This window comes from Alteromonas sp. V450 (assembly GCF_001885075.1).
Classification (GTDB): Bacteria; Pseudomonadota; Gammaproteobacteria; order Enterobacterales; family Alteromonadaceae; genus Alteromonas.
The window spans coordinates 1,486,126-1,510,204 of sequence record NZ_MODU01000004.1 but is presented as its reverse complement, the minus strand read 5'-3'; the positions used below and the strand labels follow the sequence as shown (position 1 = coordinate 1,510,204).

The 24,079-nt window shown below is 44.2% G+C and carries 18 protein-coding genes; 6 read left to right on the top strand and 12 right to left on the bottom strand.

Annotated elements, in window-relative coordinates:
* Positions 1-7 precede the first annotated feature (7 nt).
* Complete coding sequence (locus BK026_RS06600; protein ID WP_071817532.1) at positions 8-874, bottom strand: type 1 glutamine amidotransferase domain-containing protein; 867 nt, start codon at positions 872-874, stop codon at positions 8-10.
* 109 nt (positions 875-983) lie between these two features.
* Here BK026_RS06600 and BK026_RS06595 point away from each other — a divergent pair, with 109 nt between their 5' ends.
* A complete protein-coding gene (locus BK026_RS06595; protein ID WP_071817531.1) occupies positions 984-1,892 on the top strand; it encodes a LysR family transcriptional regulator in 909 nt (302 codons plus the stop codon).
* A 46-nt stretch (positions 1,893-1,938) separates the two neighbouring features.
* On the opposite strand, the gene BK026_RS06590 is transcribed toward BK026_RS06595, so the two are convergent.
* Positions 1,939-2,343 carry a phosphate ABC transporter substrate-binding protein gene (locus BK026_RS06590; protein ID WP_071815134.1) on the bottom strand — a complete coding sequence of 135 codons (405 nt, stop codon included), beginning with the start codon at positions 2,341-2,343 and terminating at the stop codon, positions 1,939-1,941.
* A gap of 168 nt (positions 2,344-2,511) precedes the next feature.
* On the opposite strand from BK026_RS06590, the gene BK026_RS19775 reads away from it, so the two are divergent.
* The 3 genes from BK026_RS19775 (at position 2,512) to BK026_RS06575 (ending at position 5,883) form a co-directional block, all read left to right on the top strand.
* A complete protein-coding gene (locus tag BK026_RS19775; RefSeq protein WP_071815133.1) occupies positions 2,512-2,763 on the top strand; it encodes a hypothetical protein in 252 nt (83 codons plus the stop codon).
* Between the two features lie 198 nt (positions 2,764-2,961).
* A complete protein-coding gene (locus tag BK026_RS06580; RefSeq protein WP_071815132.1) occupies positions 2,962-4,881 on the top strand; it encodes a methyl-accepting chemotaxis protein in 1,920 nt (639 codons plus the stop codon).
* 117 nt (positions 4,882-4,998) lie between these two features.
* The gene (locus BK026_RS06575) at positions 4,999-5,883 is read left to right on the top strand and encodes a WYL domain-containing protein (RefSeq protein WP_071815131.1); all 885 of its coding nucleotides are present in this window, start codon (positions 4,999-5,001) and stop codon (positions 5,881-5,883) included.
* 20 nt (positions 5,884-5,903) lie between these two features.
* On the opposite strand, the gene BK026_RS06570 is transcribed toward BK026_RS06575, so the two are convergent.
* The 4 genes from BK026_RS06570 to BK026_RS06555 form a co-directional block, all read right to left on the bottom strand.
* Complete coding sequence (locus BK026_RS06570; RefSeq protein ID WP_071815130.1) at positions 5,904-8,027, bottom strand: response regulator; 2,124 nt, start codon at positions 8,025-8,027, stop codon at positions 5,904-5,906.
* Between the two features lie 113 nt (positions 8,028-8,140).
* Positions 8,141-9,328 carry a pectinesterase family protein gene (locus BK026_RS06565; RefSeq protein WP_071815129.1) on the bottom strand — a complete coding sequence of 396 codons (1,188 nt, stop codon included), beginning with the start codon at positions 9,326-9,328 and terminating at the stop codon, positions 8,141-8,143.
* A gap of 13 nt (positions 9,329-9,341) precedes the next feature.
* Positions 9,342-10,808, bottom strand: coding sequence for a glycoside hydrolase family 28 protein (locus tag BK026_RS06560; protein WP_071815127.1), 1,467 nt, complete (start codon positions 10,806-10,808; stop codon positions 9,342-9,344).
* Positions 10,809-10,841: 33 nt separating this feature from the next.
* Positions 10,842-12,047 (bottom strand): glycoside hydrolase family 105 protein, encoded by a 1,206-nt coding sequence (locus tag BK026_RS06555; protein WP_071815125.1) that lies wholly within the window; start codon positions 12,045-12,047, stop codon positions 10,842-10,844.
* Positions 12,048-12,728: 681 nt separating this feature from the next.
* Between BK026_RS06555 and BK026_RS06550 the strand changes: the two genes are divergently transcribed.
* Together BK026_RS06550 and BK026_RS06545 are read left to right on the top strand one after the other, a co-directional pair.
* Positions 12,729-15,428, top strand: coding sequence for a TonB-dependent receptor (locus tag BK026_RS06550; RefSeq protein ID WP_071815124.1), 2,700 nt, complete (start codon positions 12,729-12,731; stop codon positions 15,426-15,428).
* Between the two features lie 202 nt (positions 15,429-15,630).
* Positions 15,631-16,566 carry a rhamnogalacturonan acetylesterase gene (locus tag BK026_RS06545; RefSeq protein ID WP_071815122.1) on the top strand — a complete coding sequence of 312 codons (936 nt, stop codon included), beginning with the start codon at positions 15,631-15,633 and terminating at the stop codon, positions 16,564-16,566.
* 144 nt (positions 16,567-16,710) lie between these two features.
* Here the strand turns inward: BK026_RS06545 and BK026_RS06540 are convergent, their stop codons facing one another.
* The 6 genes from BK026_RS06540 to BK026_RS06515 form a co-directional block, all read right to left on the bottom strand.
* Positions 16,711-17,682 carry a sugar kinase gene (locus tag BK026_RS06540; RefSeq protein WP_071815120.1) on the bottom strand — a complete coding sequence of 324 codons (972 nt, stop codon included), beginning with the start codon at positions 17,680-17,682 and terminating at the stop codon, positions 16,711-16,713.
* Positions 17,679-18,317 (bottom strand): bifunctional 4-hydroxy-2-oxoglutarate aldolase/2-dehydro-3-deoxy-phosphogluconate aldolase, encoded by a 639-nt coding sequence (gene eda, locus BK026_RS06535; protein WP_071815118.1) that lies wholly within the window; start codon positions 18,315-18,317, stop codon positions 17,679-17,681. The genes BK026_RS06540 and eda overlap by 4 nt, the downstream gene beginning before the upstream one ends.
* Positions 18,317-19,858, bottom strand: coding sequence for a mannitol dehydrogenase family protein (locus BK026_RS06530; RefSeq protein WP_071815116.1), 1,542 nt, complete (start codon positions 19,856-19,858; stop codon positions 18,317-18,319). The genes eda and BK026_RS06530 overlap by 1 nt, the downstream gene beginning before the upstream one ends.
* A gap of 2 nt (positions 19,859-19,860) precedes the next feature.
* Positions 19,861-21,276: a glucuronate isomerase gene (gene uxaC, locus BK026_RS06525; protein ID WP_071815113.1), complete on the bottom strand. Its 1,416-nt coding sequence runs from the start codon at positions 21,274-21,276 to the stop codon at positions 19,861-19,863.
* An 11-nt stretch (positions 21,277-21,287) separates the two neighbouring features.
* A complete protein-coding gene (locus BK026_RS06520) occupies positions 21,288-22,778 on the bottom strand; it encodes a UxaA family hydrolase (protein WP_071815111.1) in 1,491 nt (496 codons plus the stop codon).
* A gap of 190 nt (positions 22,779-22,968) precedes the next feature.
* Positions 22,969-23,985 carry a LacI family DNA-binding transcriptional regulator gene (locus BK026_RS06515; protein WP_071815109.1) on the bottom strand — a complete coding sequence of 339 codons (1,017 nt, stop codon included), beginning with the start codon at positions 23,983-23,985 and terminating at the stop codon, positions 22,969-22,971.
* Positions 23,986-24,079 lie beyond the last annotated feature (94 nt).

The following is a 24,079-nucleotide window of genomic DNA, read 5'->3' as shown; positions in this document are numbered from 1 at the left end:
CCTGTCCTTAATTAGTTTGTGAATTTAACTGTTGTAAAAGCTTTTCAGCGAGTAGTTCATCAGAAAAGGGGTTCTGGCCTGTAATGAGTTCACGGTCTACCACTACGTTAGGCGCCCACATTTCTTTGTATTCCATATCTCCGCCCGCTTGCGCCATGGCATCTGCTGGGTAGTACAAAAGAGTTGCATCATCTAATGTGCTTTCAAAATACTCCTCTTCTGGGGTAGAGAAGATTGTCATTTTGTAGCCTTCGTATATCCAACTGTCAGATGTGGCCTGCTCTTTGGTTTTCAATGCCAGTTCAAATGCCTGTGGGTTGGATTGCCCAGAAAGTAAGGCGATTGGACCATGGCAGATAGCGGCAGTGGGCTTTCCTTCACTGTGAAAGTGAGACAAAATCTCGCCTACTTGAGGGTTATTTGCCAGGTCGATAAGCGGTGCATGACCACCGGGAATAAATACGCCTTCAAATTCATCAAGCCCTTGTGCAATCACTTGGCTTAGTGACAGCGTGTCGTTAATGCCATCTATCGACGCCACAAACGTTTGAATATCGCGCATTTGTGACTCGCCACCGTCAAAGTATTGCGGAATTACGGATTTTTCATCAACTGATGGCGCATTGCCTTTTGGTGTTGCTAATACGAGTTTGTAACCCGCGTCTACCAGCGCTTTAGCTGGCACGCCAAACTCGTTAAGGTAGTAACCTGTTGGTTCTGTTTTTCCTTCTGCAAGCTGCATTACATTTTCGCTGGAAAGGAGTACCAGTATTTCACCTTTACTGGCTTTTGACGACTGAGTGTCTGCAGCATACGCTGACTGTGATAACCCCGCGATGATCGCAAGTGATAGAATTGATGATGATGTTTTCATGTGCATTTCCTGTCGCAATTGAAAGTGCGTGCATCTTAGAGTTGTTGGTTTAAAAGCAGAAGTCAGATAAATTATGATGAGTCATCAAAAATCTGATGGGTGGAGAATTATGTCTTACCTAACACAGCTAAAAACCTTTGTAGAAGTTTATCGAAGCGGCAACATTACGCGGGCTGCTGCGCGTCTTCATATGTCTCAGCCAGCCGTAACTTCACACATTCAGGCAATGGAAGCTATTGTTGGAAAGGAACTATTTATTCGAAAAGCAAGAGGGGTAGAGCCAACGCCAACAGCAGACGATTTGGCCCTACAGGTTTCTCACCATGTAGATATCTTGGAGCAAAAAGTAGCATCAATTCGCAGCAAAGCTTCAACAGTACACGGTACGCTACATCTAGCAGGTCCAGCTGAATATTTAAGTTTTGTTGCGGGGCCAGCTTTAGCCAATTTGCTGCAGGCAGACAAAGTAAACCTTGTCATCCATACAGGGAATAAAACCAATACGTATCAGCTTTTAAATAATGATGTGGCTGAGCTTGCGATTACTGCGTCTGAACCTACTGACCCGATGTATGAGTACCTGAAACTAGACAAAGAGCGTCTACTTCTAGTGATGAACCGTGTTGAGGGTAAAATGCTACTTAGTGAAGACGTAACGGCAGCACGTTTAAATGACTTTAAAGTTGTCACCTACGACGAGCAACTTCCTTTAATCCGAAGTTATTTTTCTGAAGTCTTCAACGCGCCTTGCGAATCAACGGTGGCAGCAGTATGCCCCGATATCAGAGCAATAAGCAGTATAATAAAGGCTGGAATAGGGTATTCTGTGCTACCTGATTACCTGTGCAAGGACGGTATAAAGCAGGGTGAGTTAATACAAATAGGGCCTGATGGGCCGGAAAATGAAATATATTTGGTGTGGAAAAAAGGGGCGCTTCGCCACCCAAGAATTGATTTTGCGAAAGATGTTATTATGGCGTTTGCTAATATAAACGCCATGGCAACCTATCCAGATTAGAAAAAAGAACGTAAAAAGAGGGAGAAACACTCCCTCTATTGTCGCTTTAAAAAGTACCGATGACTTTCACATTTGCATTGACTTTGGACTCGTCAATAAAGCCGATAGTATTTGGATTTTTAGCAACTAACTCAAGCATTTCATCTTCTGAGCTAATCATTTCTGGCGGTGTGCCGCGGCCTGTAAAAACTAATTTTGACCAAAATGCCGAGTATTGAGATTCTGATTTTCCTAGGATGTTCATGTTAAACGCATCGCGCACTGGGTTGCCCTGCTCGAAGGTTAGGGGAATGGCTCTACTTCCGTCAGGAAAAGCTTTTGCTTTACCAAGGTATATTTTCTTTACCGTATCTATGTCTATGCCTGAGCTGTTATTCGAATTTACAATAACGGCGGTACCAGCGAAGGCGCAAGCTGGAAATAAAAAACAAAGTGCCAAAAGAGTCTTCATAGTTAGATGCCTTGAAAATTGAACGTATCCACAGTGTTGGAAAGCCCGTCTTTCCCACTCACGCTGAAGTATAACCAAGATTGCGCATTTGTCGCATTTACACAATAGTTTGAGGCGTTACGATATAAACGCAAACAACCTTGTGCTTGTAAATCAACCGAGGAGCTCATGTCAAAACCGAACCCTAAAGGACCAACGCAAACTATTTCAATTTATTGTTCCTCGTGTCGATACCTTTTGTTGAAGTATAGAAAAGGAGGCAAAGGCGCACTTGTTAAATGTTTCATCGAACGCATTACACAAGATAATACAAGCGAGCCCGGTATCTGTCCTTCATGTGATCAAAGTTTTGCGAGAGCGACAATGATTCGAGGGGTTCCTTCACTAAAAATAATAGGTAAAAAAGTGTACTTTAAATAACATAACGTTTTGATTCTGATTAAATTAAAGCCAATAAAAAGTTGCGCTATCAAAAAAAAAGCCTAAATTAAGAAGAACATGGAATCACTCAAGGTTTGTTTGGGACTACACATTCAACTGGAAGTGGTAGCTCATGCTCGACAAGCATGAAAGTAATAGGGAAGTGTTAACCGCTTTACTTGTCTCTAGAGGGCTACAATGTCAATTCAGCGAAAGTTTTTGATTTACACGTCGGCAGTCATTGGTGTTTTGGCGCTTATCATTGCTGTTATCACTGTATTTAAAACATCCTCAGATGTTTCTTCTCAGATTAGCGAGCAAAAGAAGAATACGGCTGATCGGCTGGTAAATATTCTCACCGTAACTGACTCAATCATGTTAGAGCGAGTTAAGAGCAGTATGGCACTGCTAAAACAGCGCGGAGAAGCGCTGGGTACACCGAGACTTGGAGAGGCTGTATTTGTAAAAGATACCCAGGCTAATCAATTATTTTTAGGTGACACTCCACAAGCTAATGCGTTTTCCTTGGTTGACGGGTTAACTGATATTATGGGTGGGACGGCGACACTTTTTAGTAAAACGGGTAGTGATTTTATACGTGTTAGCACAAACGTAATTAAAAATGAGCAACGCGCGATAGGGACCAAACTCGCCCCCACGGGTAAAGCCATACAAAAAATTCTTAAACAGCAAGCATACTATGGTGCAGTAGACATTCTTGGTAGCCCTTATTTAACGGGCTATGAGCCAATGTACGATGCATCGGGTTCAGTCATTGGCATTTGGTACGTAGGTTATTCTGCAGATTTGAACGTGCTTGAAAATGCAATTGAGCAAAGCCACGTATTAACAGATGGTTTTGTTGCATTACGCGATGCTAAAGGCAACATTCGCATGCATTCATCTCACGTAAATGGTCAAGACGTCACAGACGCTTTAGCGAATAACAGCAATTGGGACATTGAAATTGTTGGCTATTCGCCATGGGGTTACGACATTGTACTTGCCGCGTCTGTGTCCGAAAAATCGTCAATGGTGGCGAGTGCTGTTCTCGGCGTAGTTTTAAAAATTGTGGTAGCAAGTGCGGGTGTCCTTCTAACTGTCTTCTTTCTTGTCAAATATATTGTTGGCAAGCCCATTGAAGAGTTTATTGGTGTAGTAAATAACCTGTCTTCCGGTGATGGAGACCTTACGTTTAGGTTTCAAGCGTCTAGTAAAGATGAGTTTGGGGCAATGGCTAAAGCGTTCAACGCTCTTTTAGCGCAATTACAAGAAACGCTACAGAGCGTTGACGAAGCAACCGATAGAATGCTCGCTAAATCTGAGTCTTTAAATACAACTGCAGGCCAAGCCAATGAATCAGTCAGACGGTTAAGTAGTGAAACGCGAAATATTGATAGTGCCATCACAATGCTTCAACAAAACGCGGAGACGGTATCGACGAATATTCGCAGTTCGAGTGAGGCCGCGTTGACTGCAGATACGGATACGCGTCGAAGTGTGCAAGTACTCTCTGAGACAATGAAAGACATTGAGTCACAAGCAAACGACGTAGACACGTCAGTACAGGTAATAACCGAACTTGCCCAAGCAAGTGAAGAGATAAGTGGCGTGATGGAAGTTATTCGCAACATAGCGGAACAAACTAATTTATTAGCGTTAAACGCTGCAATTGAAGCTGCACGAGCAGGCGAGCAGGGTAGAGGGTTTGCGGTTGTCGCCGATGAGGTACGTTCGCTTGCGAGCAGAACGCAAAGTTCGACTGAAGAAATAAGAACAATGATTGAACGGCTTCAGCAAGGGAGTCGGGTTGCTTCTGAAAAAATGCAGCAAAACAAAGAAACGGCCTACAAAACAGTAGAGTCTACAAGGCATGCTGGCGAATCTTTAAAAGAGGCGTTAAATGCAGTTGCGCTTATCACAAGGTTGAATAAAGATGCAGCCGAAATGGCGGATGGTCAGAAATCCGTAACCAATAATGTTACATCGGGTTTAGCGAGTATTCAGGGCGTAGGTGCTGATAATAGCGAGTATGCTCAAGAGGTAGCAAGTAGTTGCGAAGAACTTGTTTCGCAGATAAAACAAATGCAAATGCAGCTGAGAAAGTTTCACTTTTAGGCGCATTACGCTTTTTACTGTTTTATGGAAAAGCACCGATGGGTGCTTTTTATTTAAGTGTTTACATGTGAGTTAAATTAAACCACACTAACCTTAAATTAATAAGTACAAACAACTATGCTTGAAACCATTTCTTTTTCTCAACGTCAGCGGCTTGCATATATCGACTTCTGCTTGATGTTTAAAGGCGCAATATATCGTCAGGATCTTATTAGTCGTTTTGAAGTAGGCCTGTCGGCGGGCTCACGTGATTTCACCTTGTATAAAGAGCTCGCCCCTTACAACCTTATTTATGATCCAAGAGAAAAGCGTTATTTTCAAACTGAAGACTTCATCCCTGTTTTTGAACATGATGCTAGAAAAACCCTTATAAAATTGGCAAATGAGATTTCTGATGGCTTTGATGCTATTGGAGATATTCACTTTCCTGTTGAAAGCGCTTCTTCTTTGAATGTGCCAGATATCTTTGTTGTAGCTAAAGTGGTGCAAGCTATAGTCAACAAAAAAGCGATCAGCGTTATTTATACGTCGCTTTCTAGCGGAAGTGGTGCGCGTGAACTTGTTCCTCATAGTATTGTAGATAACGGTCAACGTTGGCACGTTAGAGCTTTTGACCGTAAATCACAGAGTTTTCGTGACTTTGTGTTAACCCGCATTAGCAAAGTTTCGTTGAAGTCAAACCCTGATGAACACGAAACCATAGATAATGACGAGCAATGGCAGCGTATGATCCCTCTGGAGGTTGTTCCTCATCCAAAAAACGTTAAATACCCGACGGCTATCGAGCTTGATTACAACATGGAGGGCGGGGTATTAACACTCAGTGTTAGAGCTGCCATGGCAGGTTATTTGTTACGCCGCTGGAATGTTGATTGCACAAAACATGCGAGTTTACGCACTGGTGAATATCAGCTTTGGTTGAGAAACCAGCAAGGCTTGATAAATGCAGACAATCTAGCCATTGCCCCAGGCTACACGGTAGACGATGCAATATACCAATAATTGTAGAAAGCTTTATTTCTTTATACCGTCAGGTGTTTCTTAAGACATAGAAGCAGCGTTTCTTTTTCGAGAGGTTTTGCAAGGAAGTCGTCCATACCTGCTTTTAGGCACTCTTCCTTGTCCTCTGCAAAAGCGTTCGCTGTAAGAGCAACGATAGGTAAGCTTGTTTTAAGCGTGTTACGCAAGTAAATCGATGCTTCTATACCCCCCATAACCGGCATATTACAATCCATCAGAATAAGGTCAAATCGGTGGTTTTTACATGCAGTTATCGCATCTTGCCCATTTTTTACGTGCAAGAACGTGTAACCTTGTTCTTGTAGAATTGCCTTAACAATTTCTGCGTTTATTTCGTTGTCTTCAGCGAGTAGAATCCGCTTTTTCTTGTTCTGAATTCTATCTGGTTTATCTTCAATCTGCTTATTTTCTACCAAGTTATTGAGATCGTTCTCAAGCTCTCGTCGGTTGATTGGCTTCGCATGGGTTTTCCATACGAGTGACATAACGTCAGTCTCTCCTTCCAGCCTTTCTAATTCTGCAGATATCAAAATGACTAACGGAAACCTTTCAGGGTTCAATTTTTTGAGTGCTTTAAGTAAATCTATTCCGCTTACCTCCGGCATAGAAAGGTCAAGGAGAATGATATCGTAAGAGAGTGGATCGCCCTCTAAAAATGATTGTGCGTTTTCGTAACAATCAGAAGAGATTGAAAGCGAAGTGACGACATGGTCAAAATATTCCCGGCTAGTCTGCAGGTCATCAACTATGGCGCAGCGCAAACTTGTACAAGGCTTAACCTCTATTTTTGGGAGCTCGGATTTGTGTGCCGGCATTCTGAAGCTGAACGCACTGCCTTCACCTACCACCGACTCGAGTGTAATGTCGCCTTGCATCAATTTGGCAAGTTGTTTTGCAATGCTTAAACCTAAGCCAGTACCGCCGAACTCTCTTGTGGTAGTTTGGTCTGCTTGCTCAAATTTTTCAAACACCCTGTTTATTTTAGATGCTTCAATCCCTATACCTGTGTCGATAACATTAAAACGAATTTCATTGCCAACATCTGAGCTTTTGTATAAAACCTCAAGCGTTACTGAGCCGCTGGAGGTAAATTTTATTGCGTTGCTTAGCAAGTTGTGAAGAATTTGAGCAATCCGTGTCACATCACCCTTAATCACATGTGGGAGGTCTGGATCTTTATTATAGAAAAACGCGAGCCCTTTGCGTTGGCAATAAACACGTTGAAGAGAAACAACATCATCGAGTACTTGCAACAAGTCCACCGGCGCTTGCTCAATTTTTATTTTTCCAGCTTCAATTTTTGATATATCGAGTATGTCGTTAATTAGTACAAGCAGCTGACGCCCAGCACTTTTCGCCTTTTTGAGGTAGATATTGCTTTTTTCAGGATGATCGATGGCAAGTTCAATCATTCCAAATAACCCGTTCATTGGCGTACGAAGCTCGTGGCTCATACTGGACAAAAACTCAGACTTGGATTTGCTCGCTTTTTGAGCTTGTAATGCGGCTTGTTCTGCGGTCTCTTTTAGTGAAGTGAGTTTTTCAAAGGCACTTTTAACTGATTTTTCCATAGGAGTAAAAATAAACATTGCCTCCAAGAGTAAGAGAGCAAGGGTGGCTAACCAAAGATAGGTTTCAATGTTTAATACTCTGTCAACGCTTGTCATTGCGTTAATTTCAAATAAAGTCACTACATCATCTAGGGCGGCCAACAGAACCGTGGCGTCTGTGATAGTGATGGGCGGCTCTGCGCAAGATTCCAACGCGGCTACGCGCTTTGCATTTTCGATAAACAGCGTTACTTTTTCATCCAAGTTACCAGCGCCAAAATAGGTATCCTGAACTTTTTGGGGCAACTTTGCCAATGAAGTAAGCGTTGTATGATTTGCTTGAAAAATAGTTATCGCGTTTTCGAGCATTGTTCGGCTTGACTCGTCATCGCAGATGTTTGGCGTTGAGACAAGCAGAGTGATACGTTGGGACAACATTCGTTGTTGCCCCGCCATATTGATGATTTCCGCATCTTGTTTTTGCTCTTCAATTAACCCGTAAAGAACGACAAACGAAAGCGTTATTAATGAGCCAGTGAGGAATAGTGCAATTACGTATCGAAAGCGTATTGACATAACCACAAAAGTTATTTTGTTGTGATTAAAAGATAATAGATGTCATAGCGTTACGCAATGAGTGTATACGCTTAATTGTGCCAATAAAGGTAGGTTAAGGTGATATAAAGGTATTAATCCGTTACGGGATCCCATCCTTTTAGTATGTAGCTTTTTCTATAAAAGCTAGCGCTGGGAGCAGATAAAAAGTGGGAGGAATAATCCGGTAAGTCCGCAGGTTGCGGTGTACCAGGGCCGTATGAGCCGTATTCAGCAAATCTTGCCTCTGTGTGAGGACTAAATAACCTTGTTACTCCATCTGCTGTTTTTCCCTTCATTGGAGCCCAGCGAAAGTTTGCAATGTGGCTGTCCATGTAAGTATTTATGAATGTAGATTTACCTACGGCGTAAGGGTTTGCATATCGGCCATCTGAAAAGGTGGTTGTTGGATGCCAAGGTCTTCCCAGTGCCACGCTTTCATCCGGAACGCCGTTTTCTCTTTCAAGTCTGCAGTTATTGAACGTTAATCCATAAGGACGCTGTAAATGAGTGCTTGGGGCGGTAATGTAGCCTGTTAGTCCTTCGCTATCACCGCCAGAATAACGTGTACGGGAAACAATAGAAACGCCTTCAAAAAACGCGGTGCCCTCACCAAAAATGAAATCAATGTGTCCGGCAATTGTTCCACCTTCAACAAGAGCGCGATCACCTTTTAAATAGAGGGTATCTTGGTAACCCCAGAGTGCGACATTTTTAAGGTAAGTGCGATCTGAATTCACGTCGGTTTTAAGCGCTACTGCCTGCGTACCTGATAATCGAGTAGGGTCGTTTTTTGCTTTGACCTCGTTACCGGGATAATCAAAATCATTGGTGATAGTGATATTTTCCAGAGTGATATTATCACCTAAAATCTCTACAGTGGCGGTGCGACGAGTTCCCCATTTTTCATCAGAATTCTCTGCGACTTTTTGACCTGCATATCGATTGAAAACGATAGTCGTTGTTTCTTGCGACTGGCCTATCAAGTGAACGTTATCAACGTTAATGACGACACGCTCTCGATACATGCCTTCGTTAATAAAGACGGTCCATACTTTATCTTTTTGTGGCTCGTGAGACTCGATATAAGCAACAGCTTGGGACACAGAGTTAAAACGAGGTAAAGCGTCCGTACTTACGCCACTGTCATCGTCACTGTCATGTGATTTAGCTACCACTATATCCGTCGTTGCTGGCATTGCCGCGCTTAATCCACTTAAAAGTATACCCGCCAGCAACACAAAGGCTAAATGAAGACTGACACGTGCTTTATTAAATTCCATAGCATTTATTCTTCTACAGTCCGTTCTTGTTAAATGGTTGGCTATTAATAAACACATTGTTAGTTGAAAGGTGCGCTACGTTTTCGATAACGGCATCTTTAAGTGCACGCTTTATCGTTATGTTATTTAACGTCAACCCAGAAATAGGCGTATGGTCATACCCGCGAAGCACAAAGGCCCGGTTAGCTGACGCAACGTTTAAGTTCTCTATGGTGATATCTTCCAGTAGAGGAGGGAAGTTACCAGCATCACCTTCTTCGTAGAAGAAATTTACAACAACGGCGTCTTTCACCGTCCCAACATCGATATTGCGATAGTTTAGGTTTTTTAGGTGACCACCTCGAATACTGTTGGTTTTAATTCTAATGCCGCGGTCTAAATCAGGGCTACTCATGGTGCAATACTGAGCATAGAGATTCTCTACACCACCGGATATTTCACTGCCGATTACAACACCGCCATGGCCAGCTTTCATCTCGCAATGTTCTATGACGATATTACTGCAGGGAACATTGACCCTTCTGCCGTCTGCATTGCGTCCAGATTTAATGGCGATGCAATCGTCCCCTGTATCAAACGTGCAGTTAGAGATAAGAACGTTCGTGCAGCTTTCAGGGTCGCAACCGTCCGAATTTGGTCCGAAACTTTTACAGTACACGTTGTTAACGGTGACGTTCTTGCAAAGCACAGGGTTAACTAACCAAAATGGAGAGCGCAGTATGGTAACACCCTCGATAAGTACATTTTCACAGCGGTAAGGTTGTATAAACGGAGGGCGAAGGTAATTATTTTCAAAAACGCGGTCACTAACAGGCGTCCCGTTTTCTACCATTTCTTGCAGCGTGTCTCGGGTATATTTTTGGTTCTCAACCGGGTCGTCACCCCATGTTGAAGCCTTCCACTTACCTTTCCATGGCCACCAGTTGTCTTTTGCCGCGCTACCGTCAAGCGTACCTTTGCCGGTAATTGCGATATTAGTTCGCTCAAAAGCATAAATAAGAGGGGAGTAACCCATCAACTCCATACCTTCCCAGCGCGTAAAAACGTATGGTTTGTAATCATCAGGGTTGGTAGAAAATCGAATGGTTGCGCCTGCCTCAATATGCAAGTTTATATTCGACTGTAAGTGAATTGGGCCTCTGCATAGCCAGTCGCCTTTTGGCACAACCACTTTGCCACCACCTTGGCGTGCGACTTGGTCGATAGCTGCATGTAACGCTTGCTTAAAGTCACTGCCATTTTCTTTTAAAAAGTCGGTAACATTAGCTTCGCGCTTTGCAAAGGTGGGGCGCTTTATCATCCCTTTAATAAGGTTTGCTTCGGCGTCCCACTGGCGTTGAGTCCTTCCCGTTTCGGTCACATTTGCACATCCAGACAGGAATGTAGGAACACCTACAGCCATCCCAGAAGCTGCAACAGTGGTGGCGAGACCAGACTTTAAGAAGTGACGTCTGGCATTCGGTGAGTTAGGTCGGACCATCATATACCCCTTTTATTTACAATTTAGCGCTTTTTACTTATTCAAATAATGTGCAGCCAGAATGAATGGACCTACGCCTTTCGCGTCGTTTGCTCTGATTGGTTCACTCATGTAGTAGTCGAATGAACCATCTCTATATGGATTTCCACCAAGACCAGCAACAGCGCAAACTTGTTCAAGACTGATAACGTTAGTTTCTGGGTTAACCGATATCATTTGATCAAGAAGTCCGGCAAACCCTTTTTCTGCGTGCGCTTTGTATTCTTCTGGAAGAAACTTAAGGCTTGCACCCTTAGCCATAGCGTAGGTCAACATAGCTGTACCTGATGCTTCAAGGTAGTTTCCTTCACGGCTTCCCAAGTCAGTAACCTGATACCAGGTGCCTGAATTATGTTGATAGGTAAGCGTAGCGTCGATAAACGCTTTAAAGCGCGCTTGTAGCCAGGGTGTTTTTGGGTGTTCGGCAGGGACAACTTCTAGCACATCCACCATTGCCATAGCATACCAACCTAGCGAACGAGACCAGTGATGTTGAGAAAGACCTGTTTCTTTATCAGCCCACTTTTGCTTTTTAGATGCGTCCCAGCCATGTAAGGGGAGACCTGTTTTTTCGTCGTAAAGGTGCTCTTCAATGAGTTCAAATTGCAAAAATACATCGTCTAGCTCTTTCATATCGCCGTACTTAACAATGTATTCAGCGTAGAAGGGAGCACCCATGTACAGGCCGTCAAGCCACATTTGGTCTGGATAGCGTTTCTTATGCCAAAACCCACCTTGCTCGGTACGTGGGTGAGTAGTAAGCTGAGTTCTAAGTAGGTCAGCGGCTTTTTTGTATTTAGGGTTGCCGGTTTCTTCATAAAGGAAAAACAGCACTTTGCCAGGGTTAACCATATCAATATTAAACTTATTGATATCATAGGTTTTGATACTTCCGTCTTGTTGAACCAACATGTCGTAGTAACCTTTTACATAAGAAAGCAGACGGGGATCTTTAGTATCTTGATAGACTTCTGTTATGGCAAGGAGGTTGAGACCGTGAACGTAATCCCACTGGGGCTTCTCATCCCAATCGATTTGCCAAGCTTCTGGGAAACGCACCATCTCAGACTCTATCATTCTCATTGACCATGATTGTGTGTTGTCGAGAGGCATTTGTACCCAATCATTTGCATTAGCAGCGGAAGAAACAAACGCCGTGCAAGCTACAACGGAAGCTGCGCGTAGAATACCTTTTAGCATAACCAACCCTTATTTTTATAACATTGTAAATACACTCTGTGCTACCGGTAGCATAATGGTTTTTATTTGCTCATATGTCAATGGTATTGTTTACATTTTTTAACTTTTCTTTTACGTGCCAATAAAGTGTCTTGAACTTAATAAGTTACTGTATTTTATGGTTTAATACCTGTTTTTTCTATTTGATAGGTTAACACCAGTAGTATATTCCTTTCTCATTATTGACTACCAAATTTCTACTTATTGTAAATTTTTTCTACAAACTTGTTGCCACCGGTAGCATAACTGTTTAGGATGTAAATCAAATGTAAAGCTTGAGTGTTGTTTTCGAGGTTTACATTAATGCCGAAGAGAAGTCTTGCGTTAATTAGAAAACATAGCTGTACCCTGCAAAGCTTCTTATTCAAGGTTTTGGTGGTTTACGAGACCACTACAGAGAATGAATTAGCATTGACGCGTTTTCGCTTCCTTAACAGCCAAGACGTGCTATCGGATAGCTGTAAAGCATTTAAGGTGTTAATCACCAAAATGTTATCCGGTGGCATAAAGGGGAGTGAAATGGTTAAATACGATAAATGTTGAATTTGTGTAAATTTGAATTGTTCACACACGTTTCAAAAGCATTTTCACTTTTTGTCAGTATGCGCGTCTCTTATAAATATAAAAACCGGAGAAACAACAATGTTACCAAAGAAAAAGCAACTCGCTGTTCTTGTTACGCTAGCGTTGTCAGGCGCACATATTCATGCGCAGGAAGCCACAGACGAACAAGCCAGTGAAACCGAAGCGCAAAATATGGAAGTCATTGAAGTATCAGGCTTTCGTGGATCACTTAATAAATCACTGATGGAAAAGCGAACATCAGTTAACAGTAAAGAATCAATTGCTGCGCAAGACATTGGTAAATTCCCGGACTTAAATATTGCTGAGTCAATTCAACGCGTACCCGGCGTAGCCATTTCTCGTGAAGGTGGAGAAGGGCGTCAAATTACCTTGCGTGGTTTGAGCCCTTCATTTACCCGTACAACACTTAATGGCATGGAAGTGCCAGCAAGTACAGATGGTACAGACTCAGGTGGCGGCGTAAACGGTGGACGTGGCTTTGACTTTAACATTTTCGCGTCTGAATTGTTCAACCGCGTAGATATTCAAAAATCGCCTACAGCTTCAATGGAAGAAGGCGGCATTGCAGGTACCGTTGATCTTTATTCAGCAAAACCGTTCGATTATGACGGTTTTAAATTCGTATCGTCTCTTCAGGGCGGATATAACAGCATTACTGAAGAGACCGATCCACGTGCAGCCTTTATGATCAGCAACCGCTTTGCTGATGACAAAGTGGGCGTATTGTTTTCTGCTGCGTTTTCTGAGCGCACAGTAAGGCAGGAAGGTTTCGGAACGGTTCGTTGGACAACACCGGTTCGCGACGGGGGCGGCATCTTTGCCGACACGTCTGATACTGTTGTGAACGGCACGCCAGACGTCGGCGACTGCCAATATCAGGGCGAATCTGTAGATCCTGTTAACTGTTTATGGACACCTCGCCTTCCAAGACCTGATTACTTTGGCAATGACCAAGAGCGTACTGGTTTTACGGGGTCTATTCAGTGGGCTGCAACAGACAATTTCACACTAACGTTAGACGGTTTAGTGTCTAAGCTTGATAACACCCGTACCATGTATAACTTCTTCCACATGTTTAGAAGTACATTCGACGAAATTACGCCTACCTCTATTACAGTACATCCAAACGGCAAACAGGTGCTGGCTGGTACTTACGAGGGTATTAAATCTCGCATAGAGAGCCGTTTACAAGAATCAACCACTGATTTTAGCCAATTTGTTATCTCAGGCGAGTGGTTTATCGGTGAAAACCTTAAACTTGATATGATGGCTGGTACTGCTGAATCTGACGCACGCTCGGAGCAATATCGTTACAATATGACGCTACTTGAAGAAACGAGCTATGGCTTTGATTTCAGCAACAATATCAATGCTCCGCAACTTACATACGGCTATGATGTAAACGATGCAAGTAACTATAATTTAAGCGACGGTCGCTTACGTGCCACCGATGTGTTGCGTGAAAACGACACGGTTAAATTTGATGCCACTTATCTTGGTGATGAAGTGACGATCAAGGCAGGCTTCGCCTACAACGATCGTGTTGTAACCTACAGCGAAGAGCAAATTAATGGCTTCCCAGACCAAGATTCGGCGGTGGGATTTGCTGAAATGATGCCTGTAGATGACTTTGGTAGCGGCTTTGATGGACCACTAGAACCGTTCCTTGTGGCTGACTTTGACGCTATTAACAGCCAATTGCTAGACGTTGTTTGGACACCACGCTCTGCACAAAGCTGGCAAGTAGGTGAGGAAACCTCTGCTGCTTACATCGAGATGGATACTAGCTACGAGATTGGCGATATGCTGCTTCGCGCTAACTACGGTGTGCGCTATGTGAAAACAACCACCACCTCTGAAGGCTTTATTCAAGGCGAAACGGTACAAATTGAAAATGACTACAATAACTTTTTACCAGCAGTTAACTTAGCGCTTGAAGCAACTGATGACGTGGTTGTTCGCCTTGGCTTAACCCAGTCTATGACGCGCCCAAGCCTGAACTCTTTAAACCCTGGCAACCCTAGCTTTGATTATATTAACGGCTCGGTGAGCGTGGGGAACCCATTCCTTGATCCGTTCACGTCTGATAACGTAGATTTTGGTGTTGAATGGTACTTCGACGACGAAGCACTACTAGCAGCAACCGTGTTCTACAAAGACATTGATAACTGGATTGTTCGCGCATCAGAAGAGCGTCTAGTCGACAGCGCTTACTACGACTTTATCGACAACGATGCACAGTTTGACCCTGTAATTGCGCTAGATCCACGCACTATTCCATACGAGCATAGCAGTCCAATTAATGCTGAAGACAGAAGTGTAAGCGGGTATGAGCTAATTTATCAGCAGCCGCTAAGCTTTCTACCAGGCCTGTTCGAAAACATGGGTATCGTGTCGAACTATACGCACGTTAATGCTGACGACATCGAAGGTATGAGTGAAACATCGTATAACTTTACGGTGTATTACGAAACAGACCAATACGGTGCGCGTGTGTCAGTTAACAAACGTGACGATTACCTGACAGACTTTACTGGCAGCAATGGTAACGTTGCGCACGGTACGACAGGACCTACGCAGGTAGATTTCTCGTCATTTTATAACGTAAACGACGAGCTAACGTTGACCTTTGAAGTCATTAATCTTACCGATGAATACGAGCGTTTGTTTACCACGGGTGATGGCTCTTTGAACTTGGTACGAGAGTACAACCACACGGGCCGTCAGTTCTTCTTGGGCGCTCGTTATACTATGTAAAAAAACAGGCCGACCAATTATGTTGGCCGGCCTGAGATAATAATTAAATGTTGTGTTCCGTGAAGTCGGGTGTGTTTGGCCATCGTAATGATGGCCTTTTTTATGTGCAAAAAATGTAGGTCGGGAGGAGTTCAGCACGCCTCTACCTGACTTTTTGAGCAATTTGCATCGCAACAATAGAAATAGTGAAAAGGAAAAAGGTGTGAAAACTTCAAGTAAACCCACCACAGGGAAAATATTCACCGCGCTGCGCTACAGTCTTGCAAGTGTTTTTGCTGTGTCGAGTACTTTTGCAGTGGCAGACCAAAAAGGCACAAGTACACTTCACATTAGTTACGCGGCGCACTCAAGCGCTTATGCACTTACCAGTTCGGGTTCCCATAGTGCTTCAATCCAAAGCGCTACTAATAAAGGAGGTGAAGAGTCTGTAAAAGCTCCACCTTACAAAAAGCCAGTTACCCTACATTTGGTCGGCGATTCAACCATGTCAGACAAGCCAATGTTGTCATATCCAGAGCGCGGGTGGGGGCAATTGCTTCCTGAATTCATGCTGCCCAATCTTAATATTAAAAACCACGCGGCTAACGGAAGAAGCACAAAGCGATTTGTGGATGAGGGACGTTGGCAGCTTTTGTTATCCGAACTGTCTGAAGGTGATTTTGTGGTTATTCAGTTTGGTCATAACGATCAAAAACAGTCAGACCCCGCTCGCTATGCCGACCCGGAAAATGCCTATCCTGCTTATTTGAAACAGTTTGTGCAAGACGTTGAAGCGAGAGGCGCATCAGTTATTATCGCAAGTAGTATTTGCAGGCGTCATTTCACCGAGGAAGGTGTGTTAAAACGGACGTTGCTGGCGTATGCCGATGCAGCGAAGAAAGTGGCAGCACAAAATAACGTGCCATTTATTCCTATGAACGCTTTAACTTGCGATTTTCTTGCTCAGGTAGGCGAGCCTAACAGCAACCATTACTTCATTAAGGTGCCCGCCGACCTTTATGCGCGCTACCCTGAAGGCAAAACGGACGACACTCACTTGAACGTAGTAGGGGCGGCTAAAATGGCGCAAATATTCGTGCGAGAGCTAAAAGCGACAGCGCATCCACTGGCAAAATACGTATATCGAGACACGTTGTAAGCTTACCTAAAAATGAAGTGGCGCGTTAACCTGGGCGTGCCGCGTTCTTTAGTGGGGGATCGCCTTCATCTTAAATAGCGTGCTTGCTTATGGTTACAATGGCAGGAAATAGAAGAGAAAAGAAAGAGGAATGTCACATACCGACTATAGCGACGGTATGTGATTAGTGAAGGCATCACCTGATATAATGGCACCGGGGTAGGTAATCACAGTCGCTGCCACTTTTGCCCCATAGCTCGCGCTCTCAACAGGCTTTCTACCTGCAAGTCGAGCGGCCATATAACCGCCATTAAATGCATCGCCAGCAGCCGTTGTATCAACCACCTGTTCAACACGCTCAACAGGCACAATACATTGTTCTTGTTGACTGAGTATATGAACGCCAACCGCCCCGTTTTTCATCACGATTTCTTCAATCTGTTTGTCGGCTAAATAGCTAAATATTTCATCAGCATTAGTGTGGCCAAACAGCATTAAATGGTCGTCTGCACCTGGGAACGCCAAGTCTGCTTCAGCATATGCCTTACCCGTCCAGTATTTGGCATCTTCTTGAGATGACCAAAGGCGAGCTCGATAATTAGGATCAAAGGCAATCTTACTGCCTTTGGCCTTGAGGGACGAAATCAGTTCGAAAAGTGAAGCGCGCTGTTCGTCATCTAAAATGGCAATAGAGATACCGCTCAAATAAAACCAATCACACGCAAATTCAGCGCCCTTCATAATGTTGAGCGTCTGTGTTGCCGCAGACTGGTTACGCCAATATGCAAAAGTTCTTTCACCTTCGTTGTCGTTGCGGATCATATACAGGCCAAGGTTACGCGACGACGAGCGAAATACTAAATCAGTGTTAATTTCGTGCTCCCCCATTTTAAACAGCAGCTCATCGCTTAAAAAGTCTGCGCCTATAGCCGTTAAGTAACTAATGGAAGATGAAGGCAAGCAGCGTTTTAAATAAACCGCAGTGTTGTACGTGTCGCCAGCAAAGCTTTTCGCCATCAGGTTATTATCTGTTTTTTCTTCGCGCGTAGTAACTGATGACTCACGCTGAGTGCTTCGAAGCTCTACCATGCACTCGCCAAAAATAACCATTCTTTGTTTGGTATCAACTACGCTCATGCCGCCGCCTCATCAAACAATGTTAGGCTTTGCTGGCATGCCAAAGTTATAGCTTGCCAATTTTTTGCTTCAATGGCTGCCTTGGGCATCATCCATGTACCGCCTACTGCTCGAACATTGCCAAGCGAGAGATACTCATTCGCGTTGTCGCCATTAATGCCGCCGGTAGGGCAGAAGCAAACATCGCTAAATACGCTTGAAATAGCTTTAAGAAAGGGTGTTCCGCCGCTAAGACTCGCAGGAAAGAACTTCATCTCGCGAATGCCTTTTTGGTGCGCCAAAAGAATATCGGCAGGCGTAGCGACGCCCGGCAAAAAGGGTGCATTAGACGCAATCAGTGTATCGAGCAAAGTCTCTGAGCTTGTGGGCGTTATCAAAAATTGTGCGCCAGCATCTAGCGCCTCGAATACGTGGTTGCGGTTTAACAATGTGCCCATACCCACAACGAGTTCAGGAAACTGTTTTCTAATGGCTGACAGGGCTTCAAAGGCAGCGTCGCTGCGTTTCACTACTTCTATGTTGCACAGACCGCTATTTGCAATTGCTTCTGCTAGGTGAAGCCCTTCGTCAGCAGATTTAGGCTGAATAATAGGGAGTAATGGAGCGCCTTTAAGCATAGAAAAGGTACTTTTCATCACGCGGTTCCTTTTAGTGAATCTAGCGAACTTTCTGTTAACGTAGTGGGAGCAGAACCTTGCTGACCTTCGTTGCTGTTTTCGTGCGATAAAATGTTAAGCAGCTGATTAACTTTTTCGAGCACTTTTTCTTTGAACGTAATGTTTACCGACAGTTCGGCGAACATGGTTTCAAGAGATAGCAATTTTTTTGCAAGTTCTATTGCCTGAAAGTCTACCGATTTTGCTGTAGCCCTTAACATACTATCTAGCGGGTCGGTGATAGTTTCGTTTAAACGTGCCTTGTTGTTTACAAATAGGCACCAAGCAGCAACGGCAGTGCAGAGCAAATCAATATTTCGTTTTGCTTTTAGGTTATCGCGTATTGTGTCGAGAATACGAAATGGGATTTTCTGTGAGCCGTCCCAAGCGATTTGCGACAAAAGGTGGCGGATATGCTTATTTTCGAAGCGCTTCACAATATCTTGAGAATAAGCGTTTAGGTCGAAATTTTGTGTACCGCGAGCGTCATCTTCACAACCACTACTTAGAGATGGAACGATTTCTTCTTGTAACATGGTTTGAATCAGCTGTTTGATGGCTGGGGTGCTTATCGCATCAAAGACAGTCTCTTTGCCAAGTAGTAAGCCTAAATAGGCTAATGTTGAGTGGCTACCGTTTAAGATGCGAAGCTTCGCCTTTTCAAAGAAGCTTACATCATGGGTAAAGGTAACGCCCACTTTATCCCATGCGGGCCTTGGGCCAGAAAACTTATCTTCAATTACCCATTGAGTAAATGTCTCGCGCTGAATAGGCCAGTTATCGGTTAGACCCAGTTCATCGGCAACATTAGCTTTAAAGCTGTCTTCAGTTGCAGGCGTAATGCTGTCGACCATAGTACAGGGAAAGGAAATATTGTCGCTGATCCACTGACCCAATGACTCGTCAGTTTTATTAGCAAATTCGGTTACCGCTTTTTGAAGCTTCTTGCCGTTATCTGACACATTGTCACAGCTAATAATGGTGATGTCTGCGTGGCCTGCCTGCTTTCGCTGAGACAGCGCTTGCACAATAAGGCCAACAGCGCTTACCGGTGTTTCAGGCGTGACTAAATCAGCTTTGATATCTGGATGGTCGGTATCCAGATGACCTTGCGCATTAAGGCAATAGCCCTTTTCTGTCACGGTAAGCGTCACTATTTTAGTTTGCTTGTTTACCAGCGCAGCAACAATGTCTTCACGATCATGTGCTAATGTAGACAGGGTTTTAATTGCGCCGATAATGTGGGTTTCAGGCTCGTTATCAACAATACACAGCGCATAGAGATTGTCTTGTGTATTCAACGCTTCTTTAAGTGATGCACTGCGCATTGATACACCGTGAATACGCCAGTCACCACCGTAAGCCAACGCCTTTTCGGTGTAATACGCTTGGTGCGCACGGTGAAAGGCGCCTGGACCAATATGCACAATGCCACAACCGGTTGCTTCCAGATCGTAGTTTGGTTTACTTACGCTGTCACTTAAAAGAGGTAGCGTTGAAATTGATAACGGCTTTGTCATGATTACCCCAGTTTGTACGCTTGTTTAGCAAAATCATAAGTGAGTTTTCTTGCAATGCTGGCCGCTTCTGTTTCACTGATGCGGTGCTCCACAACTAGCTGGGCAAGGAAGCGACAATCAATGCGTCTGGCAACATCATGACGTGCAGGAATAGACAAGAACGCGCGCGTATCGTCATTAAAACCAACAGTATTGAAGAAACCTGCGGTTTCTGTCACTTGATGTCTAAAGCGCAACATGCCTTCAGGGCTATCGTGGAACCACCAAGAAGGACCAAGTTTCAGGCAAGGGTAGTGGCCTGCAAGTGGTGCTAATTCTCGGCTGTACGTGGTTTCATCTAATGTAAATAGAATAATGTCAAGGTTAGGCTCGTTACCGTATTTACCGAGTAACGGGCGAAGCGCTTTAACAAAATCTGTTTGCATTGGAATGTCGTGGCCTTTATCTCGACCAAACTGCGTAAAGAGCTGACTGTTGTGGTTTCTAAACGAACCAGGGTGAATTTGCATCACCATGCCGTCTTCTACACTCATTCCCGCTAATTCGGTAAGCATTTGCGCTCTAAATAGCTCTTGCTCTTCAGGGTTACTGTTTCCACTTCTTACTTTATCGAATAAAGCCATACACTCAGCTTCACTTAAATCAGCTGTGTTCGCCGTTGGGTGTCCGTGATCTGTTGCTGTTGCACCGTGTTCTCTAAAGACGGCACGTCGTGCACGAATTGCGTTCAGGTAGCCCTGCCAGGTTGCCGTGTCTTCACCGGTGAGCTTACCAAGTTTCTCAATGTTTGAAACAATATCTTCGCGTGAAGCATCGACTACATCATCAGGTCTAAAGGTGGTAATAACCCGCTTTGCCCACGGCGTATCTTTAATCGCCGCGTGATGGGGAAGGGCATCAAGCGCACCTTCGGTGGTAGCAATCACTTCAATATTGAAGCGGTCCATCAGTGCGCGGGGCTTAAAGTCATCCCCTTGAAGCTGCGCAGTGATGTGGTCGTAATAATGCGTTGCGTTGTCGCTACACAACATCTCTCGCAAACCAAATACATCGTGAAATACAGTGTCTAACCACAAACGCGATGGTGTGGCAGCAAACAGGTGATAGTTATCTGCCAGAAGTTTCCAGATTTTATGTGGATCTGTTTCCGTTTCGCCGCCGTCCCAACGTGGCACACCAATATCGGTTAATTTAATACCTTGGCTATACAGCATTCTGAACACATAGTGATCAGGGGTGATAAACAACTCGGTTGCATTGGTGAAATTATTGTTTTGTGCAAACCAACGTGGGTCAGTATGGCCATGTGGACTTATGATAGGGAGATCTCGAATTTCCTTATACAGCGCCTTTGCAACACTTCGGGTTGCTTCATCGGCAGGAAAAAGTCTATCTTCATGTAATAATATCGATTCCATAACGCTCTCTTTTAGAGGGTGACGCCACGTTTCCAAATAGCAATCTCATGGCTGCCATTCTTCTCGTTGCAGGTTTGTTGACCAGATGCCACTGCCAAACAGTGTTGGAGTAGCGCTTCGGCACACTTATCGATAGAGACGCCTTCCAGAACTTGTCCAGCGTTAAAATCTATCCAATGTGGCTTCTTATTAGCGATATCTGAATTTGACGATATCTTGACTGTGGGTACAGGAAAACCAAGGGGCGTGCCTCGGCCTGTGGTGAATAAAACGATATGTGCCCCCGATGCTGCCAACGCCGTTGAACTAACGGCATCGTTACCAGGTGCTTGTAATAAACTTAAGCCTTTATCTTGCTTGGGCTCGCCATACTGCAAGATGGACTGGATAGTAGACGTTCCACCTTTTTGAACCGCGCCGAGAGACTTTTCCTCTAGCGTGGTTAAACCGCCTGCCTTATTGCCTGGGGACGGGTTTTCGTAAATAGGTTGGTTGTGGGCGATAAAGTAGTTCTTAAACTCATCAATCAGCGAGTTAAACGCCTCGAATACGTCTTTGTTTTTAGCGCGATTCATTAAGAGCTGTTCGGCGCCAAACATTTCTGGCGTTTCGGTTAAAATGACCGAGCCACCTAGATTACACATTAAATCGGTAACGCGCCCAACTGTTGGATTGGCAGTAATACCGCTAAAAGCGTCGCTACCACCGCACTTCATGCCCAACGTTAATTCGCTAGCGTCGATGGGCTCACGTTTGTCATTAGCCATTACTTTTAACAAGTCATAAACCGCATTGACGCCTTCTTCCAGTTCATCTACCACTTCTTGTGCGTTGTAGAAGCGAACGCGATTTGCCGGTTTATCAACGTGAGGCAGTAAACTCTTAAGCTGATTGTTTTCGCAACCCAAACCTACAATTAACACCGCACCAGCGTTCGGGTGAGAAGCCAGTGAAGCTAAGATAGTGCGCGTGTCATCTAAATCATCGCCCAGCTGAGAACAGCCAAAAGGGTGGGTAAATGCGCGGAACCCGTCGCACTCGCTAGCGAAACGACGATTACATTCGTTGGCAATACGGTCTGCTGTACGATTTACGCACCCTACGGTATTGATTATCCACACTTCATTTCGAATACCTACTTTTCCATTCTCTCTTCTGTAGCCCATAAACTGTAGTCCAGAGCTAGCATGTGTTTGCTTCGATGGGATATTCGACGGCGCGTAAACGTATTGTTCAGAGCCTTGTAACTTGGTCTTTGCGTTATGGCTGTGAACATGTTCACCAGCATTAATTTGGTTTGTTGCAGCACCAATGCTGAAGCCATATTTTACGATGTCGCCACCGTCTGACAGGGTAACTAAGGCAACTTTATGGCCGGCAGGAATGTCTTGGCTGACGGTAACGTCATATTCAGCGATGTAAGTGCCAGCCACGATAGGGCAGGTTGCAACCGCAACGTTATCGTTATTATGCACTTTAACTAGTTGTGTTTTAACGTCCATTACAAGTCCTGCTTTATCTCTACGGCTTACTTAATCGCTAAGCGTTGGTAAATAAGCACTGAGCATTTAAAAAGAGCGATAAATTAGAAAACGTTTATTTTTACGCTCTGTTTACAAATTATTTATTGTCGTGCCACCGGTGGCATAATAGGTCGAAAAAGAAGTGTAAGCAACACTTCATTGTAAAAAATCACACTTTTTTGATGGAATCTCGAATAATTAAGTGAGGCTTAACCAAATAGGTTTCGGATTCGCTGATTTCACTGCCTTCAATATGAGCAATGATTTTACGTGCTGCAATAGCTGCCATGTCCCCAACGGGACGTTGAACAGTGGTAAGGGCAGGGATGACGCGAGCGGCGAGTAAGTTGTCGTCGAACCCCGCGACGGACAATTCGTCTGGCACGGTAATACCCATCTCGTGGGCCACTTTTAACACACCTGCCGCCATTTCATCGTTGTTCGCAAAAATAGCTTTAACTCGTGGCGACTGGATGAGTAATTGGCGAGCGCATTCAATACCGCTTTCGAAGCTGTTTTTACCTTCAATTACTCTGTTTTTAGGAACATCGACACCTAAACCGTTAAGCGTTTCAACAAAGCCTTCCAAACGCTCTTTCGATGAATAATACTGTTGAGGACCGCTGATAATACCAATATCTTTATGGCCCAGTGACACCATGTAGCGCGCTAAATCGCTCAGCGCCGCTCTGTCGTCACTCACTACTATATTTTGATGGTCATCCAAATCTACTGACGCCATTCGAACATAGTTTATGCTCTTTTGCTGCAGCGCGTCTGCTAATAACTTAGATTCAGATACCGGTGGCAATATGATAACACCATCTATGTTTGAACGACGGACGAAGTTGACGCAGTCTTCTACAAATCCTTCGGCGTTATAACTACAAGGGTGTACAACTAACTCATAACCCTTTTGAGAGCATATGCTTAACACGCCCCTTTGTACCTGGTCGATATACAAGGCATCGGGATTGTCGTAAATCAAACCTATCAAGTAAGAGCGGCTAGTACTTAAACCTCGCGCTTGTTTGTCAGGGGCAAACCCCGTTTCTTGGATGACAGTTTCAATGCGCTCACGGGTTGCCTTACCCACATTGGTAGCACCGTTAATGACACGTGATACGGTACGTTTTGATACCCCTGCTAGGGCTGCAACATCATTGATAGTCGGGCGCTTATTCATAATTCTCTGTTTTTCCGCGCTATTGTGTCGTTACTTTCGATATTACCATACAAATACGGACAATATGTTTCTGATATTAAAAAGTAAAAGTTGG

Bases quoted from the DNA above. Each gene is read 5' to 3' on its own strand.
- BK026_RS06550 (WP_071815124.1), top strand. From the start codon at position 12,729: ATGTTACCAAAGAAAAAGCAACTCGCTGTTCTTGTTACGCTAGCGTTG.
- BK026_RS06595 (WP_071817531.1), top strand. From the start codon at position 984: ATGTCTTACCTAACACAGCTAAAAACCTTTGTAGAAGTTTATCGAAGC.
- BK026_RS06600 (WP_071817532.1), bottom strand. From the start codon at position 874: ATGAAAACATCATCATCAATTCTATCACTTGCGATCATCGCGGGGTTA.
- uxaC (WP_071815113.1), bottom strand. From the start codon at position 21,276: ATGGAATCGATATTATTACATGAAGATAGACTTTTTCCTGCCGATGAA.
- BK026_RS19775 (WP_071815133.1), top strand. From the start codon at position 2,512: ATGTCAAAACCGAACCCTAAAGGACCAACGCAAACTATTTCAATTTAT.
- BK026_RS06520 (WP_071815111.1), bottom strand. From the start codon at position 22,778: ATGGACGTTAAAACACAACTAGTTAAAGTGCATAATAACGATAACGTT.
- BK026_RS06575 (WP_071815131.1), top strand. From the start codon at position 4,999: ATGCTTGAAACCATTTCTTTTTCTCAACGTCAGCGGCTTGCATATATC.
- BK026_RS06555 (WP_071815125.1), bottom strand. From the start codon at position 12,047: ATGCTAAAAGGTATTCTACGCGCAGCTTCCGTTGTAGCTTGCACGGCG.
- eda (WP_071815118.1), bottom strand. From the start codon at position 18,317: ATGAAAAGTACCTTTTCTATGCTTAAAGGCGCTCCATTACTCCCTATT.
- BK026_RS06540 (WP_071815120.1), bottom strand. From the start codon at position 17,682: ATGAGCGTAGTTGATACCAAACAAAGAATGGTTATTTTTGGCGAGTGC.
- BK026_RS06565 (WP_071815129.1), bottom strand. From the start codon at position 9,328: ATGGAATTTAATAAAGCACGTGTCAGTCTTCATTTAGCCTTTGTGTTG.
- BK026_RS06570 (WP_071815130.1), bottom strand. From the start codon at position 8,027: ATGTCAATACGCTTTCGATACGTAATTGCACTATTCCTCACTGGCTCA.
- BK026_RS06515 (WP_071815109.1), bottom strand. From the start codon at position 23,985: ATGAATAAGCGCCCGACTATCAATGATGTTGCAGCCCTAGCAGGGGTA.
- BK026_RS06530 (WP_071815116.1), bottom strand. From the start codon at position 19,858: ATGACAAAGCCGTTATCAATTTCAACGCTACCTCTTTTAAGTGACAGC.
- BK026_RS06580 (WP_071815132.1), top strand. From the start codon at position 2,962: ATGTCAATTCAGCGAAAGTTTTTGATTTACACGTCGGCAGTCATTGGT.
- BK026_RS06560 (WP_071815127.1), bottom strand. From the start codon at position 10,808: ATGGTCCGACCTAACTCACCGAATGCCAGACGTCACTTCTTAAAGTCT.
- BK026_RS06590 (WP_071815134.1), bottom strand. From the start codon at position 2,343: ATGAAGACTCTTTTGGCACTTTGTTTTTTATTTCCAGCTTGCGCCTTC.